Genomic DNA, 15,646 nt, shown 5'->3' with positions numbered 1-15,646 from the left:
ACTTATTTTGCACTAAGCACGTCTGCGGTTTAACCAGGCCCGTATCGGTTCGTCATAATATTTTAGGCACAAATAAGCCACTATTACCGAGCCAAAAAAGGTGAGCAAGGCGTAAGGTAGCGCGATATTAAAACTAACGCCGGGACGATTGCTTACCCAGCCCGTGTAAATGTAAATGAAACCGTAATGCGTAATGTATAACGGGTAGGAGAGATCACCCAGAAATTTAGATACTTTGGATGTTACAGGGCCATCAATATCGCCGCTGGCTCCTAAGTAAACAATAAGCGGAAACACGGAAATAATGACCAATGCTTCATACAAACCGTTTATCCAAAAATGTTGTGTACCTCCAAAGCGGGGTAGCGCCAATACCAATACCAGCAACAGGCTGCACCACAAAAACGAATTTTTAAAATCCGTTGGTTTTACAGTGCGTGAGAGCAGCAAGCCGCCCATGAACGGGAATGCCACACGGGTAAAGCCAACGCGCAGTTGTTCAGCTGTAACCGACCAGCCCCCTGTGATATCGCCTGTTTTGCAGGTAAGCAGGTAGTGCAGCAGTACGCCTGCTGCCAGGCCTGTTAATAAAGCTAGCACCGGCTTTGATGCCTTACGGAGGCCCAATGCATAAGCTATATTGGCCAGATATTCAAAAAATAACGACCAGCCCGGTCCGTCAAGGGGATGCATTTCCTGCCAGCCACGTATATCCATTGATACCGGTATAGGTATCAGCGTAAAACCAATCAGCATCACTAATAGCACTCTCCAAACGGGTACAGTGTGGATGAATGGGAACAGGGTAGAATCTGAGTAGTAAAAACAGGCTGCACCGATAATCATACCCATAATAACCATAGGCTGCAACCGGTACAGCCTGCGTTTAAAAAAGCCGCCTATGGTTAATTTTTGCCAGCGGTCATCATAAGCATAGCCTATAACGAAGCCCGAAAGCAAAAAAAAGAAATCGACAGCCAGGTAACCATGATTAATGATTTGAGTAACGTGGCTGCTGGCATGCGCTTCTAAAATATGAAAAGCAACTACCACCAGTGCAGCCACACCTCGCAGCCCGTCCAGCACAGGATAATGCGGCTTGGTAGCAAAAGTGTTTAATTGAGACATTGATTTTTACCGTTTATAAATTCAAAGTCGTGAAGATAGATTTTCTAATTTAGAACCATAGGTTCAAGCTGCAGTAAATAACAATCAGGAGAGCATCGGAAGACAAGATAACATCTGAAAAAAGGTGTTCAGAGACAGCGTTAAACAAATAATAGTAGCTTAATTATATTTTTATACCCTTATAATGTGATGGTTACACATACATCATGCTTATGGCATGCAAATATCTGCTCATGTATTAAAAAAAAGCCAAAACTATTACTATATTTGCAGTGTTGAAAAACAAAGCATAGTGCGGGATGGAGCAGTTGGTAGCTCGTCGGGCTCATAACCCGAAGGTCATAGGTTCGAGTCCTGTTCCCGCTACCTGAAAAAGAAAAGCCTCAGTCGAAAGATTGAGGCTTTTCTTTTTTATAGCAATTTTGAATTTATTCTTTAAGCAGTATATTCAAAGGCTGACGCCGGCATCAGCTTGGTTTCAGCAATTTGCGCGTCAACATGATCTACAAAATACATTTTTAGGGCGCCTTTATTTTTGGCCTCAATTTCGCCGCGGTAAGTAAAGGCGAAGGTATCTTTAACTAAATTGTAGGTGCTTTCAGAAACGTTAATTTTCCCGGATACTGAATTTTGCTCCATTCGGGCTGCCGTGTTTACGGTATCGCCCCAAATATCATAAGCAAATTTTTTGACTCCCACTATACCGGCTACTACACTGCCCGAATGGATGCCAATGCGAATATTAAATGTTTTATCTCCTAAGTTTGCTTTGCGCTCGCGTACAAAAGCAGCAATCTCCAATGCAGCTTTTACTATATTCTCTGCATGCTGATGATCGGCGTTTGGCAAGCCGCCTACTGCCAGGTAAGCATCGCCGATAGTTTTTATCTTTTCGATATTAAACGTTGAGATAATTTTGTCAAAAGCCATAAAGCAAAAGTGAAGTTCGGCTACCAACTCTTCCGGAGTGAGCTGCTGGCTAACCGTTGTAAAGTTTACAAAGTCTGTAAACAGTACCGTTACTTCATCAAACAGGCGCGCGTTTGCGCTTCCTTTCTCTTTAAGCTCTTCAGCCACGTCGGCAGGCAAAATATTAAGCAGCAGATTTTCCGAGCGTTGTTTCTCTATCGAGATCTGTGTATTGGCTTCGCTTATTTCTTTATTAGCTGTTGTTAGTAACCGGTTTGACCTACGCTGATTTAGATAGTTTTTACCGATAAAAAAAGAGAGTAATAAAAGCCCTCCAATACCGGCCATAAATACACGACCGCGGGTCTGCTGGGCGCTTATCTCACTTTTTTGCAGCAAAAGGGTGGTTTCGCTTAGCTTTTGAGCCTGCCGGGCGGCACTTAGTTCCTGCTCCCTGGCTTTACGTTTGCCCTGCTCCAATTGTAAAAAGGCCTGCGTTTTTAAAAAATTGAGCCGTTGCAGATCTTTCTCCTTATTGGCCAAGGTAAGCTGTTGCCGATTAAGTAACAGGGCTTGTTTTTGCTGTGTGGCAATCAGGGTTTGCCGGTCAAGCTCGGCCTTTGATTTCTGCTGTTGCAACTTCAGCGAATCCTCGGTATGGAAGTGCTTGGAATCGGTAACAATTTTCACCAGCTCTTGGTTGTTGTATGCCTGTACCATGCTATCTTTAATAGTAACATAGCGGTTAAAGGCGGCGTAAGCTTTGGGGTAATCTTTTGTTTTTTCGTAAAGCAGGCTCAGTTCCTGATAGGTATCCCTGTAAACAATGGCGCTTGAATCCCGGTTTTTAACATTAGCTATTAAGTGCAATGACTCTTCGAGGTAAGATTGTGCCAGGGGGTAACGCTGACCTGGGTCAACGCCGGCTTTTCTTAAAACTTCATCGGGCGCATCGCGGTATATACTGCCCATGGTTCCTAAAACCATAAAGTTTTTTGTAGGCAGCATTTTTTGCAGATAAACAAGCGCGTTTTGGTAATCTTTTTTTGCGTGGTATATCCAGGCAATGGTATTGTACCGGTTTTCTAATTGTTTTTTAGTTATACTTTTGGCAGATAGCTGCAGGGCATCCAGGCATTCTTGTAAAGCCTGATTGTAATCTTTACGTGCAAAGTGCAGCATGGAGAGCCGGTCAATTACCTGAAGTATACCCTCAGTATCGCCTAATCTTTTTGATGTTCGCAGGGCTTCATTATAATAACTAAGGGCGCGTGTTGTATCGCCCGTTGCCTGGTATACTATGGCCAGACTTTGAAGTAAACCCGCCGACGAATTATCGTCAGGCAGATTGCGGCTCAGATCAACAGCCTGCTGAAAATATCGCATACCGGTTTTGGCATCCCGCTTCACAGATAGGTACAATCCCCCCATGTTTTGGCAAACCCGCCGTATAAAGATGCGGTCATTTATTCTAGTAAAACCTGCCAGAGCTGCTTTATAATAACGTATGGCGGTTGTATCGCTTTTTGCAAAATAGGTGGAACCAATATAAAAATTGACCATCGAAGCGCTTTTTACAGATATACCGGGCATTTTCAGCGCTTTAAAATAGTATTGAAATGCGCGATCATGATCGCCCGCCAAGTAATAGTCATACCCTGCGGCAATAATAGATTGGCAACGCAAGTTGACATCAGGCAGGGCTTGTGATCGGGCAACATAGCTTTCAGCGGCCGCATAGTCCTTTTGTGCGAAGCTATATGACCGCATTAATTCATTGGTAAGAAAAATAAACCTTGGTACCCGCAATTTTTCGGCAAGTGCTACACTTTGCAGGTAATATGTGACAGCATTTGGTGATTGCAGAAATTTATAATTGTTCCCGATGCGTATTAAAAGCACCACCTTGGATGTGTCTTCACGTGTTGTTTTAAGCACTCCCAACAAGGAGTCGATACGTGCCTGCCCGGCTTTTTGTGCACTTACCAGGGTTGGGACACTTATAAGCAGCAAGAGTAACAAGCTAAGGAAAAGGTAATTATTTTTCAAGATATTGCTGAAATTTAACTTGTCCTAATATAGTAATCTTAAGCAGTTTTTCATTAGTAAATTATCTGAAATTCAATATAATATAAAGGCAAAACAGCCTCTCAGTTTTAACTGAAAGGCTGTTTTACCTCATTTCTAATATCTGCATAATAGACTGACAAAGCGTTCTCGGCCTTGCCTAGTTTACCCTCAATGGTTCGGGTCAAATTCTATAATCCACTCAATGCCATACTTGTCTCTAAACATGCCTGCATAAGTACCCCAGGGGCTATCGCCGATCGGGCCTTCAACAGCGCCTCCGGCTGATAGTCCGGCAAATATTTTTTCGGCTTCCTCACGGCTTTGGGCAGCTAAGTGTATTTTCGATCGATTTTCATTTTCAGCTACGCGGCCCATAAAGCCTGGTACATCATTAGCAATCAGCATATTGTTTTTGCCTACAGGTAAACTGATATACATAAGCTTGTTGGCATCCTCTTCACTTATCGTAAACTCATCACTTTGCAAGTCTTTGAAACGAACAATTTTGGTAAACTCTCCGCCTAACACTGACCGGTAAAAAATAAATGCTTCTTCGGCATTGCCGTTAAAATTGATCCAAGGGTTAATTGCTCTCATATGGTTGGTTTAAAGTTTGTTGATAAGCTTAGCTTTTAGCGTTGTTTTGATGTAGATGCCTCGCTTTGCAAAACGCTAAAGCTACAGGTTAGCTAATGTAATTAGAAGTGTAATAAACTCACAAGAGTTTGTATATTTTTTTATGCATCCACTTTTTTAACACCCACTCAAATGTGCCCAGCCTACCTTTCATGTCATCAGCATAAATCTATTGAAAAGAAGACATTTTAACGCGCACTCAAAGGATAGCTAATGCTACAATGAAGTAGCATGCATTCAGATTTACTGCAACTTCATTGTCAGGTTTTCGTATAAGTGTAACACGACTATTGTTAGATTCCCTATTAAATTAAACTGTTTTGATGAAAATTGATACTCCTGTTGTTTCACGTGAGCTGGAAAGGGTAAAAGCCCTGGCTACTTATAATATTGACTATGAAACTCTTCAGGATAAGTTTTCTGACCTGACGTTGTTAGCTGCCCATATTACAGGGACAAGCATGTCATTAATAAATTTAATGGATGCCGATACGCAATGGAACGTTAGCAGGAACGGTATAGATTTGTTCTGTATCAATAAAGAGGACTCTATATGCCAGTACACCATTAAGTCAGATACTGACTTTGAAGTAACCGACCTGCGATCTGACTATCGGTTTAGTGAGCAAAATTATATAAAAAACAGTTCGCTATCTTATTATTATGGCGTGCCCTTAAAAACTAAGGAAGGTTTTGCCATTGGTGCGCTGTGCGTTTTAGACGACGAAAACCCGGTGCTGGGGCGTAAGCAAAAAAATATGCTGCAACTGCTGGCCGGCGAGGTAATTAGCCGGTTAGACGAACTAAAGCGTATTGCTGTACTCGAAAATAAAATCCAGCTGTTGCAGGTTGAAAGGCGCATGCTGGCTCATGACATACGGGGACCCTTAGGCGGCATAAAGGGTTTGGCCGAGGTGGCTGCCGAAGAAGGCTTAAGCGCCAATAAAAATGAGTTGTTACATTACCTGGAACTTATTAAAGACAGCAGCCAATCTGTAATGGAACTTGCCGATGAGATATTGCTGAACGAGCGACAAAAGAGGGCATTGCCACCTTCAGACGGACAAACCAATTTGCTGCAGCTTAAAAAGAAGATTGAACAACTTTTTGCCCCCAAAATAAAAGACAAAGACATTGATTTTGAAGTATATGTATCGGAGTTAACCGCACGGCAGCCAATTAATAAACACGGCTTGCAGCAAATATTAGGTAACCTGGTCTCTAACGCTATCAAATTTACGCCCAAAAGAGGCTTTGTTACCGTTGAGCTCAACCTTGTGGGCGAAGAGCAAAACCGGCTGCTTAAAATAGAGGTAAAAGATTCGGGGCGTGGCATGAAGAAAGACGTTATAGATGCCATATTGGAGAACGGAGCCATCTCAACCCAAGGTACCGGCGGCGAAACCGGCTACGGTTTAGGTCTGCAGCTGGTACGCCAGATAGTTGCCGAAAAGAAGGGGTCTTTCGAGGTAACATCCACTTTAGGCCATGGAAGCTCTTTTACAATTACCTTACCAGCTTGGTAAAAATAATAATTAACAAATAAAAACAGCCATTTGGTATTACCAAATGGCTGTTTTTATTTAATAGAAAAATTGTCACCAATTATTTTAATCCGTGAGTCAAATATCCACCGTCGGCTACCAGTTCGGCTCCGGTAATAAAGCTGGCATGGTCAGAGGCCAGGAAAAGTACGGTCTGAGCTATTTCGTCAGGGTCGCCCAGGCGTTTCATGGAAGTTGCGGCTGCTAAAAGCGGTAAGGCTTCCGGTGGCAATACATAATCTAATGCAGGGGTTCGCACGGGGCCAGGGCTTACGATATTTACGCGGATTTTTCGGTCGGCCAGCTCATTGGCAGCAATTTGAGCAATTTTGTTCAGGGCACCTTTGGTAGCTGAATATACGCTGGTTCCTATGTTGGCTGCTGTAGCAACGGTTGAAGAGGTGAATATGACAGAAGCGCCGTTCGCCAAATGCGGAATCAGCTTTTGCAAGGTAAAGTAATGGCCTTTCACATTGGTGTTAAACTGCGCATCAAAATCGGCTTCGGTAGCCTGCTCGATAGGCGTAAAGGTTGCAATGCCTGCGTTTAAAAACAGTACATCCAGTGGCTGACCGTTATCAGCAACTGCCTTTTCTAAAACAGCAATGTCTGTTAGCTTTGAGGTGTCCGACAGTATCGTTTTCAAATTGGGGCTATCAATTTCGTCTGCCGCTTTTTGCAGGTTGTCGGCTTTGCGGCCGGTAATCCAAACATTGGCGCCGGCTTTTATAAATGCTTTTGCGGTAGCCAGTCCGATGCCTGTGGTTCCGCCTGTTATTACTACATTTTTGTTGATAAAATTCATGATTAATTATGTTATAAATGCAGTGCAAACGTAACACAGATTGATTTATTTTAGTTACTTTGTAACCAAAAGTAACAGTAACTTTTGAGTAACCAGGTAACTTATGAATGACTACGAATGCCAGCCGGGGCACAAAAAAGAAATAATGGCCGTACATGATGCCATGGATGTATTAAGCGGAAAATGGAAGATCTCTATCATTTCATCCATCTGCTTTTACAACCAAAGGCGGTTTTCTGATATCCTGAACGATGTAAACGGTATATCTAATAAAATGCTTAGTAAAGAGTTGAAGGAATTGGAATTAAATAAACTGGTGGTACGTACAGTACTAAACACACAGCCAGTCACGGTTACCTATAACCTTACGGAGTACGGGCTTACTTTGCGTACTATCATCAATAACCTCGCTGCCTGGGGTACAGAGCATCGCAAAGTTATCACCGGTAAATAAGGTCTGCTTTGATTGATGAACGTTTAAATGAAATTTTCAAACTCCAGCATCAGTTTGTCAACCATTCATTTAAATAATAAACTACCAATGTGCAAACCGGATGAGTATGTTTAGCCGATGTTTTATTAAATGGAGTTATGGGGCTAAATATCATCTAAATTTCTTGGTCAGTCAACTGGTAAAAAGGTACTTTAAAATAAGTCGCAATTTACCCTTGAGGTTGTCGTGTATGCACATTGCCCAATAGGCACTATTGCACTACATTTGGTCATACCAAAAAACACAAACTTATGGCAACTCAAGTATTTATAAATCTGGGCGTTAAAGATCTCAACCGGTCAATCGAATTTTTTACGAAGTTAGGGTATACGTTTAATGCGCAGTTTACCAACGATAAGGCTACCTGCATGGTGATCAGCGATACGATTTATGTAATGCTGCTTACCGAAGAATTTTTCAAAACGTTTACCACCAAACCCATTGTTAATGCGCATCAATCAATTGAGTGTTCAATAGCTTTAACCTGCGACAGCAAAGAGGCTGTGAACGAAATGGTTGATAAGGCCGTAGCCGTGGGTGCAACAATACCCAATCCGGCAACGGATTACGGTTTTATGTACCAGCACAGCTTCGATGACCTGGACGGACACCACTGGGAGTACTTTTGGATGGATCCTAATGGCATGCCGCAGCAACAGGCGTGATACGAAGTGTTTTGATAATTATAAACACAAAGTATAAAAACTGTTTCCATTACCTAAACAATTTATGCTCATAGGCTGATTGCTCAGTTAATGGAAATTAATGTTTTTTTTGAGTTCTTACTCACCGCCCAAATAAACATCCAGTAAGCCATCAGGCAAGTCGAGGTAAATTTCGCCACCTTCAATATCGATGCCTTTAATAAATTCTGCGTTAAGCGGAAACAGCACTTCGTGATGCTGGTAGTGCACCGTAGCAATGACCTGTTGCGGATATTCAGTTACGTCGGTAATTTCGCCCAGTTCGCCGTGTTTCTCGTCAATAGCAATAAAGCCTTCTAAGTCCATCAAAGTAAAATCGTCCGGGTCTTTTTCGGGCATCAGTTTATTAGGCAGGTAAACGTCTCTTTTGGCCAGCGGGGTAGCCTTATCAATATGATCAACACCTTCCAGGTACATAAACGCAGTGTTAGCCTGTGGATATTTAACGGAGGTAACAAAGTAGGGTACCAGTTTGCCGGCAGTTTCTATAAAAACGGCATCAAAATCAATATCGTCCAATCCGTCAAAATCAGTATAAACCTGAAGTTCGCCTTTGAGGCCGCGTGTTTTTAAAATTGTTCCTATTCTAAAATGATTATCGTGCATGGTAATGGCAATTAACAAAAAAAGCGAAGCGCTGTAAACAGGCCCCGCTTTTTTAAATAAAGTGTTTTAATTACTCGGCTGAATCTGTTGCTTCAGTTTCAGTTTCTTCGGCAGCAGGAGCTTCCTCAGCTACCGGAGCATTTTTAGCTGCAAGGGCAGCAGCTCTTTCTTCATTCTTTTTAGCTTCAGCAGCCAAAGCAGTTTTACGTGCTTCGTCTTTAGCAGAGCTTAAATTTGATTTTTTACCGGTGATTTTTCCATCTTTCTGGTCTAACCAGTTAGTGAATTTCTCATCAGCTTGTTCTTGGGTTAAAGCGCCTTTTTTAACGCCGCCAGCCAAGTGTTTTTTGTACAACACGCCTTTGTAAGAAAGGATAGCACGACAAGTATCAGTTGGCTGAGCACCGTTTTGTACCCACTCAAAAGTTTTGTCGAAGTTAATATCGATAGTAGCAGGATTGGTGTTTGGGTTATAAGAACCAATACGCTCAATAAAACGACCGTCACGTGGTGCACGTGCGTCGGCTACTACGATGTAATAAAAAGGTTTTCCTTTTTTACCGTGTCTTTGCAATCTGATTTTAGTTGCCATTTTGTAATATAGTTATGTATTCAACATTCCCCCGGAGCCTTTTCTGCGGGGACGCAAAGATACTTTTTTATTTCTGAAATACCAATAGTTGTCAATGGGCTGATTTTCAACGTAGCGGCATAGTCATAAACTGCATAAAACATGGATTTTGGAGGATGTTTAAATTATGATGATAAGGGCGTAAATCACTTGCATTAATGGTACTATACTTAATCACCAAGGTTTGGTTACCTTCTACTTTCTTTTCACGCTTTTTGAGTTGGGAGGTATCACTGTTGGTAACGACTGGGTGCTTGCGATTGTAACCTACCAGTGCCTGCTCATACCAGTTGCTCTCGATGCGATGTTGCAATTCGGCAGGGCTCAGGTCGTGCTCGTGGGCTAATTCCGCATAATACAATTGTGCCTCGCGGTTTTTGAGCGGAAACAGCAAAATGAGGTGCCTCCAAGTGAGTATTGCGCTCAGGCGCTGCTCCATATCACGGTCGGTAATGCAGTTACGGTACGTTTTGATTAAGGTAATGAGTCCGGCATCAAAAAAATCACCATATAGTTTCTGAAGCTTGCCCGATAGCGAATCTTCAACCCCAGCCGGCAGCGTGAGCAAATCGCCCATATTCCACAGAAAGTGATTAAGAGTACTATTAAACTCACGATCTGCCTCTTCGCGAAATTTAATTACATTTAAAGCAATGCTATTTAGATCGTCGGCTTTTAAGCCTCTGTTAAACCGGGCGTAACTTAGGTGCGGCTCATGGGGCTGCGGTTGCAACAAGCGTTCATAGTCCGCCAAAGCAGGCCCGATAAAAGGGTTAGGAAATGGCATTCTCCTGAAATCTTTATACAGTTTCCGTTTAGAGCGCTGGCTTTTAAGCAGGTTGTTTTTGTCATCTATGCTTTCAGATATATCCTGAGTCTTATTTAAAAACTTAAATTTTTTAGGGTTGTGGTAATCATCAGCAGCAATGTGCTGCTGCAATTCGGCAACGCTCCATTGCTTGGTAGCGGCAGAGCGCATGTAAAAATGCTGCTCCTGTTGGTTGTCAATGGGTAGCAATACGGCCAGATAGTCCCAATCAAAATAAAATAAATCGTGGCCGCCGGCTGCGGGGTAAGGCTGGTACTGCCGGGCAAATAGCATCATTTGTTTAAGCTGCCCAATCTCAAATACTTTCCCGTACTGTGCCGATAACTCATTCGACAGCTCCTGCAGTGCCTCATCCTGCCCAAGCGCGTGTAAATCGGTCATTTTATTGCATATACGCCCTACAGCGGCATACAACTTATACAGATTAGTGAAAAAATGCCTTCTGAAATCGTGGTGCCGCAATTCAATTTGCCATAGCAGCAAATCTAACCGCCAGGCAGTTTCGTTGGTTTCGGACGTTTGCAGGATTGTAGGCATAGGCTATAATTTCATACAATATCGCCAAATAAACTTACTTGGCTTTCATCACCTCCTTAAATTCCACCATCTGATAAACATTTTCATCATCAATAAACTTACTGATCATGCTGGCGTGGCCCGATCCTAAAAAAATCATGATGCGTTCATCCTGCGCGGTAACGCTTTTTTGTACCAGCGAGTACATATATAGGTTACGCTTGTACCAAAGCGTTACGGCATCTGCACCGGCAAAATTGTCGGGAGGGCCGGCCGGGGTTAATAATTTAATGTAAAAGCCATTGTTTTCGCGTCGGGATGCCGGGGTGTTAGCATCTTCCAGTAACTGGATCAGGTTGTATTTAGATAATTTTTGATTGGCCGACTTAGACATGTTTGCAATGCTGGCGTTAACCGAATCCATCAGCACTTTTTGACCCGACGTCTGAATTACCTTCATTACGGTATCAAAAGGTATACCCATGTGATAGTCTATAGCATTTACATTTTTTAAACCTGTTTTTTTGGCCGCCCTAAAGGCCAGTTGAAATATCTCGTTGTTTTTGTAAAAGGTGTAGTTGCTTTTACCTTTATAATGTTGTTCTACCAATTTGTCGTAAGTGCCTGCTTGGTATAACTGATATAATGAATCGAGGCCTTTCTGATCTTTGTAATTCCACTCCACAAATATTTTAGTGGGTTTAAACTTGCGTATCTGGTCAGTAATTTTTTCAAGATCCTGCTGCGCGGAGGGCGCTAAAATATCAAACGTTTTTTGCTTTACCACGTCGGCACCTGGGTTATGAAAATGGAAGGTGCCTAACAGTAAAACCTTTTTTTGCGCTTGCAGGTTAAAGCTTGCGCCGGTAAGGATAATTGAAAGGGACAAAATTTTGTAAAGTTGCTTCATACGTACTGGAGGAGATTTGTGTGCTGATTGCTGATTAAACGACAGCTTTATAAAATAAGCCTCGAAAATAAACTTTACTGGCTGGGTTTGTGCTACGATATTCATTTAAAAAAACACCTGTGGGTTGTGAGCGCTCAGTGTTAACGTGTAGCATACACGTTATTTATAGTGTCATGATACCGGCGATAAAGTTGCAGTTCTTATTTCATGTTAAGAATTAAGCGTACCTTTGCGCGTTGTTGCTAAAAGATAATATGCCGAAACCACCCATGCCGCCTAATGAACAGGACCGCCTTGCTGCCCTGCGTTCATACCGTATACTGGATACGGCTACCGAAAAGGATTTCGATGACCTTACGGAACTGGCATCAGCAATTTGCGGTACGCCTATAGCGCTTATCTCGCTGGTTGACGAAGGGCGGCAGTGGTTTAAGTCGCACAAGGGTACTACCGTTTCAGAAACGCACCGCGATATGTCTTTTTGTGCCCATGCCATTAATAACCCAACCCAATTGATGGAAGTGCAGGATGCCCGTACCGACGAGCGCTTTAAAGACAACCCGCTGGTAACCGGCGAAATGCAGGTAAATTTTTACGCCGGTGTGCCATTGGTAGACGAAGAGGGTTTTGCTTTAGGTTCATTATGCGTTATAGACCAAAAGGCAAAAAAACTTACTGAAGCGCAGCAATCGGCTCTTAAAACACTGGCGGCGCAGGTGGTTACCCAGTTTAAATTGCGGCGTAAGCTTATAGAACTTGAAAGTGCCGGCACGCGTATCAAAAAGCTAAACGCGCTGCTTACCAATAAAGAGCGCGAAGCCATGCAGATCATAGAGCATACGCCTATGGCAATGGCGCTGCACACTGGCGAAGACATGCAAATACGTTTTGCCAACAAAATGATGCTAATGGCTTGGGGTAAAAGCGAAACGGTTTTCGGTATGCCGTTTAACCTTGCACTGCCCGAACTTGCATCGCTCGATTTTCCGCGTACTATGCGTCAGGTGTACCGCAAGGGCATTCCTTACCATCAAACCGAGGAACGCATGATGTTTAAACATCATGGGGTGATGAAGGAATTTTATTACAGTTACAGTTTTATTCCGCTTTTTTTACCCAGCGGGCAGGTTTGGGGTATTCTCAACACCTCGCACAACGTGACCAAGATGGTACAGAATCGCTTATCTCTGGAACGTGCTGAAGAGTCTTTGAGGTTGGCTGTTCAATCGGCTGATTTAGGTACCTGGTATATTGATGGTGTCACTCGGGAATTTACACCCTCAGTGCGCTTAAAAGAATTATTCGGTTATCTGCCGCACGAAGAGATGTCGTACCAGGCGGCCATTAGCCAGATCACTGATGAATACCGCAGTAAAGTGATACAGGGGGTAGAGGAGGCTTTAACCCGCGGAGATGCCTATGATATGGAGTACCCCATTATCAGTCATCTTGACCAAACTGTGCGTTGGGTACGTGCAACCGGTAAATTGTTTCCGGCCACCGAAGAAGGACAAGCCCCTTTTTTTTCGGGAACGATGTTTGATATTACCGAGCAGAAGAAAGACGAACAGCGCAAAAACGATTTTATAGGTATGGTGAGCCACGAACTAAAATCGCCGCTTACTTCGCTTAATGGTTTCTTGCAAATGCTCCAGCTCAAAGCCGGCAAGGCAGACGACCAGTTTACTTTTAACACCGCCTCAAAATCGATAGCGCAGGTTAAAAAAATGACCTCTACCATCAACGGTTTCCTTAATGCGGCGCGTTTAGGTTCGGGCAAAATACAATTGCATAAGAAAAAGTTTTTGCTGAACGATTTAATCAGCGAATCTATTAACGATGCGCTGCTGTCGCAGGATACGCACTTTTTTCATTATCCGCTGTGCAGTGAGATACAGGTGGAGGCTGACCGCGATAAGATTGGCAACGTAATATCCAATCTACTTAGCAACGCCGTTAAATACTCGCCGGATGCTAACCAGGTTGAAGTAAGCTGCATGATTGAAGACGGCCAGGCCAAAGTTTGCATTACCGATAAGGGCATGGGCATAACCCCCGAAGACCAAAGCAAATTGTTCGACCGCTTTTTTAGAGTGCAAAGCATGCAAACCCGCCACATTAGCGGGCACGGTATAGGCTTATACCTTTGCACCGAAATTATTCAGGCCCACGGCGGGCACATTGGTGTACAAAGCCAGTCCGGTCAGGGCAGCACTTTTTGGTTCAGCCTGCCGGTGGTAGGCCAATGAAAGAATTAGTGAATGGTCAATGTGTGAATGTGAAGAAGGATTTCATTGAAATACAATTCAGACGATTCGTCTGACTAAGTTATAATCAATGTTACTTATTGTAAAATATTGATAATGAGGTAAATTTACATCATGTTCTCAATGCTTTATTGTTGTTATATTGCTTGTTTATGGCCTATATGCTCATTATAGAAACGGCGATGGTGAAGTAAATAATTAGTCCGGTAACGTCAACCAGTGTAGCTACAAAGGGGGCAGACGAGGTTGCAGGGTCTAAGCCAATACGTTTAAGTAAAAGAGGAAGCATAGAGCCGGCTAATGATCCCCATAAAACAATACCTACCAAAGCCAAGCCAACAGTTAAGCCCACCAACACCCAGTGCGGGCCATAAATATTACTAAAGAGCGTCCAAACAAATATCCGGAAAAAACCGATGAGGCCCAGTGTGGCGCCTAACAAAAAGCCTGACACTATTTCGCGGCGCATAACCCGCCACCAGTCCGCTACAGTCACTTCGCCTAAGGCCATGGCTTGTATAATAAGGGTAGATGCTTGCGAGCCGCTGTTGCCACCGCTCGAAATAATGAGCGGTACAAAAAGTGCCAGTACTACCGCTTTGGCAATTTGTCCTTCAAAATAGCCCATGGCTGTGGCGGTCAGCATCTCACCCAAAAACAACACAATTAGCCAGCCAACACGCTTTTTTACCAGTTTTAGCAACGGGATGTCCAGATAGGGTTCGTCCAGAGCTTCGGTACCACCAATTTTTTGAATGTCTTCGGTGTATTCTTCGTTAGCAATCCACAAAATATCGTCAACTGTTACAATGCCCAGCAGTATGTTATTATTGTCTACCACGGGTAGTGCCACCCGGTTATTCATTCTGAAAATATTAATAGCTTCTTCCTGCGGGTCGTTCACGTTCAGGGCAATCAAACGGTCGTCGGTCAGGTCGCGAACTTTGGTAGCCGGGTTAACTAATAATATTTCGCGAATACGGATGTCGTCCAGTAAAACGCCATCATCGTCAACTACGTAAATTACATCAATGGTTTCGGAGTCTTTACCATACCGCCTGATATGCTCTAACACACGCACTACATCCCAGTCTTTTTTTACACGAATGTAATCAGGCGTCATCAGCCGGCCCACGCTGTCTTCTTCAAAATTTAAAAGATCAAACACCTGCTGGCGGTCTTCGAGCGGCAAGTGTAGAATTAAATTGTTAACAGTGTCGCCATGCATTTCGCTGAATAGCGAAGTTAAGTCGTCGGGCGGCAAACCATTAATCAATTCGGCTATTTTATGGCCTGATAGTTTTTTGAGTAAACGTTCTTGTGTCGGGAAATCGAGAATACGAAAAACATTTACCGCGCGGTTAAGCGATAAAACCTCGATTATAGTAGGTGCATGTTCAGAGAGTTCGCTAATTAGTTCTTCTACTTCCGAAATGTTAAGGCTGTTCAAATAGTCTTGTAACTGTTGCTGATCTTCTGCTTTAATAAACAGTTCTACTTGTTCAACCATTTCTTCCATAAAAGTTCCCCCTCGTTTTACATGTATTTAAATTGCATTATTTAACGGCTGCAAAAGTCGTTTATTTTTTCAAATTATA

Annotated in this window: 13 protein-coding genes and 1 tRNA gene; 5 read left to right on the top strand and 9 right to left on the bottom strand. The window is 43.0% G+C overall.

Annotation, left to right across the window (positions count from 1 at the left end; all coding sequences use genetic code 11):
- Positions 1-12: 12 nt before the first annotated feature.
- Positions 13-1,128, bottom strand: a complete 1,116-nt coding sequence (locus AAGR14_RS11745; protein ID WP_342644406.1) for an acyltransferase — start codon at positions 1,126-1,128, stop codon at positions 13-15.
- 293 nt (positions 1,129-1,421) lie between these two features.
- Between AAGR14_RS11745 and AAGR14_RS11740 the strand changes: the two genes are divergently transcribed.
- Positions 1,422-1,494 (top strand) — tRNA-Met (locus AAGR14_RS11740).
- Between the two features lie 69 nt (positions 1,495-1,563).
- Here the strand turns inward: AAGR14_RS11740 and AAGR14_RS11735 are convergent.
- The gene (locus tag AAGR14_RS11735; protein WP_342644405.1) at positions 1,564-4,086 is read right to left on the bottom strand and encodes an adenylate/guanylate cyclase domain-containing protein; all 2,523 of its coding nucleotides are present in this window, start codon (positions 4,084-4,086) and stop codon (positions 1,564-1,566) included.
- Positions 4,087-4,275: 189 nt separating this feature from the next.
- The gene (locus AAGR14_RS11730; RefSeq protein WP_342644404.1) at positions 4,276-4,704 is read right to left on the bottom strand and encodes a VOC family protein; all 429 of its coding nucleotides are present in this window, start codon (positions 4,702-4,704) and stop codon (positions 4,276-4,278) included.
- A gap of 362 nt (positions 4,705-5,066) precedes the next feature.
- On the opposite strand from AAGR14_RS11730, the gene AAGR14_RS11725 reads away from it, so the two are divergent.
- On the top strand, positions 5,067-6,269 hold the full coding sequence (locus tag AAGR14_RS11725; RefSeq protein WP_342644403.1) for a HAMP domain-containing sensor histidine kinase: 1,203 nt from the start codon (positions 5,067-5,069) through the stop codon (positions 6,267-6,269).
- A gap of 79 nt (positions 6,270-6,348) precedes the next feature.
- On the opposite strand, the gene AAGR14_RS11720 is transcribed toward AAGR14_RS11725, so the two are convergent.
- Entirely contained in the window at positions 6,349-7,092 is a 744-nt protein-coding gene (locus tag AAGR14_RS11720; RefSeq protein ID WP_342644402.1) for an SDR family oxidoreductase, read from the bottom strand.
- 103 nt (positions 7,093-7,195) lie between these two features.
- Here AAGR14_RS11720 and AAGR14_RS11715 point away from each other — a divergent pair, with 103 nt between their 5' ends.
- Both AAGR14_RS11715 and AAGR14_RS11710 read left to right on the top strand, forming a co-directional pair.
- The gene (locus tag AAGR14_RS11715; RefSeq protein ID WP_342644401.1) at positions 7,196-7,546 is read left to right on the top strand and encodes a helix-turn-helix domain-containing protein; all 351 of its coding nucleotides are present in this window, start codon (positions 7,196-7,198) and stop codon (positions 7,544-7,546) included.
- Between the two features lie 290 nt (positions 7,547-7,836).
- Positions 7,837-8,250: a VOC family protein gene (locus AAGR14_RS11710; RefSeq protein WP_342644400.1), complete on the top strand. Its 414-nt coding sequence runs from the start codon at positions 7,837-7,839 to the stop codon at positions 8,248-8,250.
- 117 nt (positions 8,251-8,367) lie between these two features.
- Here AAGR14_RS11710 and rimM read toward each other — a convergent pair whose 3' ends face one another.
- From rimM to AAGR14_RS11690, 4 genes are all read right to left on the bottom strand, one after another.
- Positions 8,368-8,895, bottom strand: coding sequence for a ribosome maturation factor RimM (gene rimM / locus AAGR14_RS11705; protein ID WP_342644399.1), 528 nt, complete (start codon positions 8,893-8,895; stop codon positions 8,368-8,370).
- Between the two features lie 70 nt (positions 8,896-8,965).
- Positions 8,966-9,487, bottom strand: a complete 522-nt coding sequence (locus AAGR14_RS11700; protein WP_342644398.1) for a 30S ribosomal protein S16 — start codon at positions 9,485-9,487, stop codon at positions 8,966-8,968.
- Between the two features lie 106 nt (positions 9,488-9,593).
- Positions 9,594-10,892, bottom strand: a complete 1,299-nt coding sequence (locus tag AAGR14_RS11695) for a DUF1016 N-terminal domain-containing protein (protein ID WP_342644397.1) — start codon at positions 10,890-10,892, stop codon at positions 9,594-9,596.
- Positions 10,893-10,926: 34 nt separating this feature from the next.
- The gene (locus AAGR14_RS11690) at positions 10,927-11,886 is read right to left on the bottom strand and encodes a DUF5694 domain-containing protein (protein ID WP_342644396.1); all 960 of its coding nucleotides are present in this window, start codon (positions 11,884-11,886) and stop codon (positions 10,927-10,929) included.
- 164 nt (positions 11,887-12,050) lie between these two features.
- On the opposite strand from AAGR14_RS11690, the gene AAGR14_RS11685 reads away from it, so the two are divergent.
- Complete coding sequence (locus AAGR14_RS11685; protein WP_342644395.1) at positions 12,051-14,030, top strand: ATP-binding protein; 1,980 nt, start codon at positions 12,051-12,053, stop codon at positions 14,028-14,030.
- Between the two features lie 175 nt (positions 14,031-14,205).
- Here AAGR14_RS11685 and mgtE read toward each other — a convergent pair whose 3' ends face one another.
- A complete protein-coding gene (gene mgtE, locus AAGR14_RS11680) occupies positions 14,206-15,567 on the bottom strand; it encodes a magnesium transporter (RefSeq protein ID WP_342644394.1) in 1,362 nt (453 codons plus the stop codon).
- Positions 15,568-15,646: the final 79 nt, after the last annotated feature.

It is taken from the genome of Mucilaginibacter sp. CSA2-8R, assembly GCF_038806765.1.
Lineage (GTDB): Bacteria > Bacteroidota > Bacteroidia > Sphingobacteriales > Sphingobacteriaceae > Mucilaginibacter.
This window is presented reverse-complemented; position numbering and strand designations above follow the sequence as displayed.

Bases quoted from the DNA above. Each gene is read 5' to 3' on its own strand.
- mgtE (WP_342644394.1), bottom strand. From the start codon at position 15,567: ATGGAAGAAATGGTTGAACAAGTAGAACTGTTTATTAAAGCAGAAGAT.
- AAGR14_RS11685 (WP_342644395.1), top strand. From the start codon at position 12,051: ATGCCGCCTAATGAACAGGACCGCCTTGCTGCCCTGCGTTCATACCGT.
- AAGR14_RS11730 (WP_342644404.1), bottom strand. From the start codon at position 4,704: ATGAGAGCAATTAACCCTTGGATCAATTTTAACGGCAATGCCGAAGAA.
- AAGR14_RS11700 (WP_342644398.1), bottom strand. From the start codon at position 9,487: ATGGCAACTAAAATCAGATTGCAAAGACACGGTAAAAAAGGAAAACCT.
- AAGR14_RS11710 (WP_342644400.1), top strand. From the start codon at position 7,837: ATGGCAACTCAAGTATTTATAAATCTGGGCGTTAAAGATCTCAACCGG.
- AAGR14_RS11695 (WP_342644397.1), bottom strand. From the start codon at position 10,892: ATGCCTACAATCCTGCAAACGTCCGAAACCAACGAAACTGCCTGGCGG.
- AAGR14_RS11715 (WP_342644401.1), top strand. From the start codon at position 7,196: ATGAATGACTACGAATGCCAGCCGGGGCACAAAAAAGAAATAATGGCC.
- rimM (WP_342644399.1), bottom strand. From the start codon at position 8,895: ATGCACGATAATCATTTTAGAATAGGAACAATTTTAAAAACACGCGGC.
- AAGR14_RS11690 (WP_342644396.1), bottom strand. From the start codon at position 11,886: ATGAATATCGTAGCACAAACCCAGCCAGTAAAGTTTATTTTCGAGGCT.
- AAGR14_RS11745 (WP_342644406.1), bottom strand. From the start codon at position 1,128: ATGTCTCAATTAAACACTTTTGCTACCAAGCCGCATTATCCTGTGCTG.
- AAGR14_RS11720 (WP_342644402.1), bottom strand. From the start codon at position 7,092: ATGAATTTTATCAACAAAAATGTAGTAATAACAGGCGGAACCACAGGC.
- AAGR14_RS11725 (WP_342644403.1), top strand. From the start codon at position 5,067: ATGAAAATTGATACTCCTGTTGTTTCACGTGAGCTGGAAAGGGTAAAA.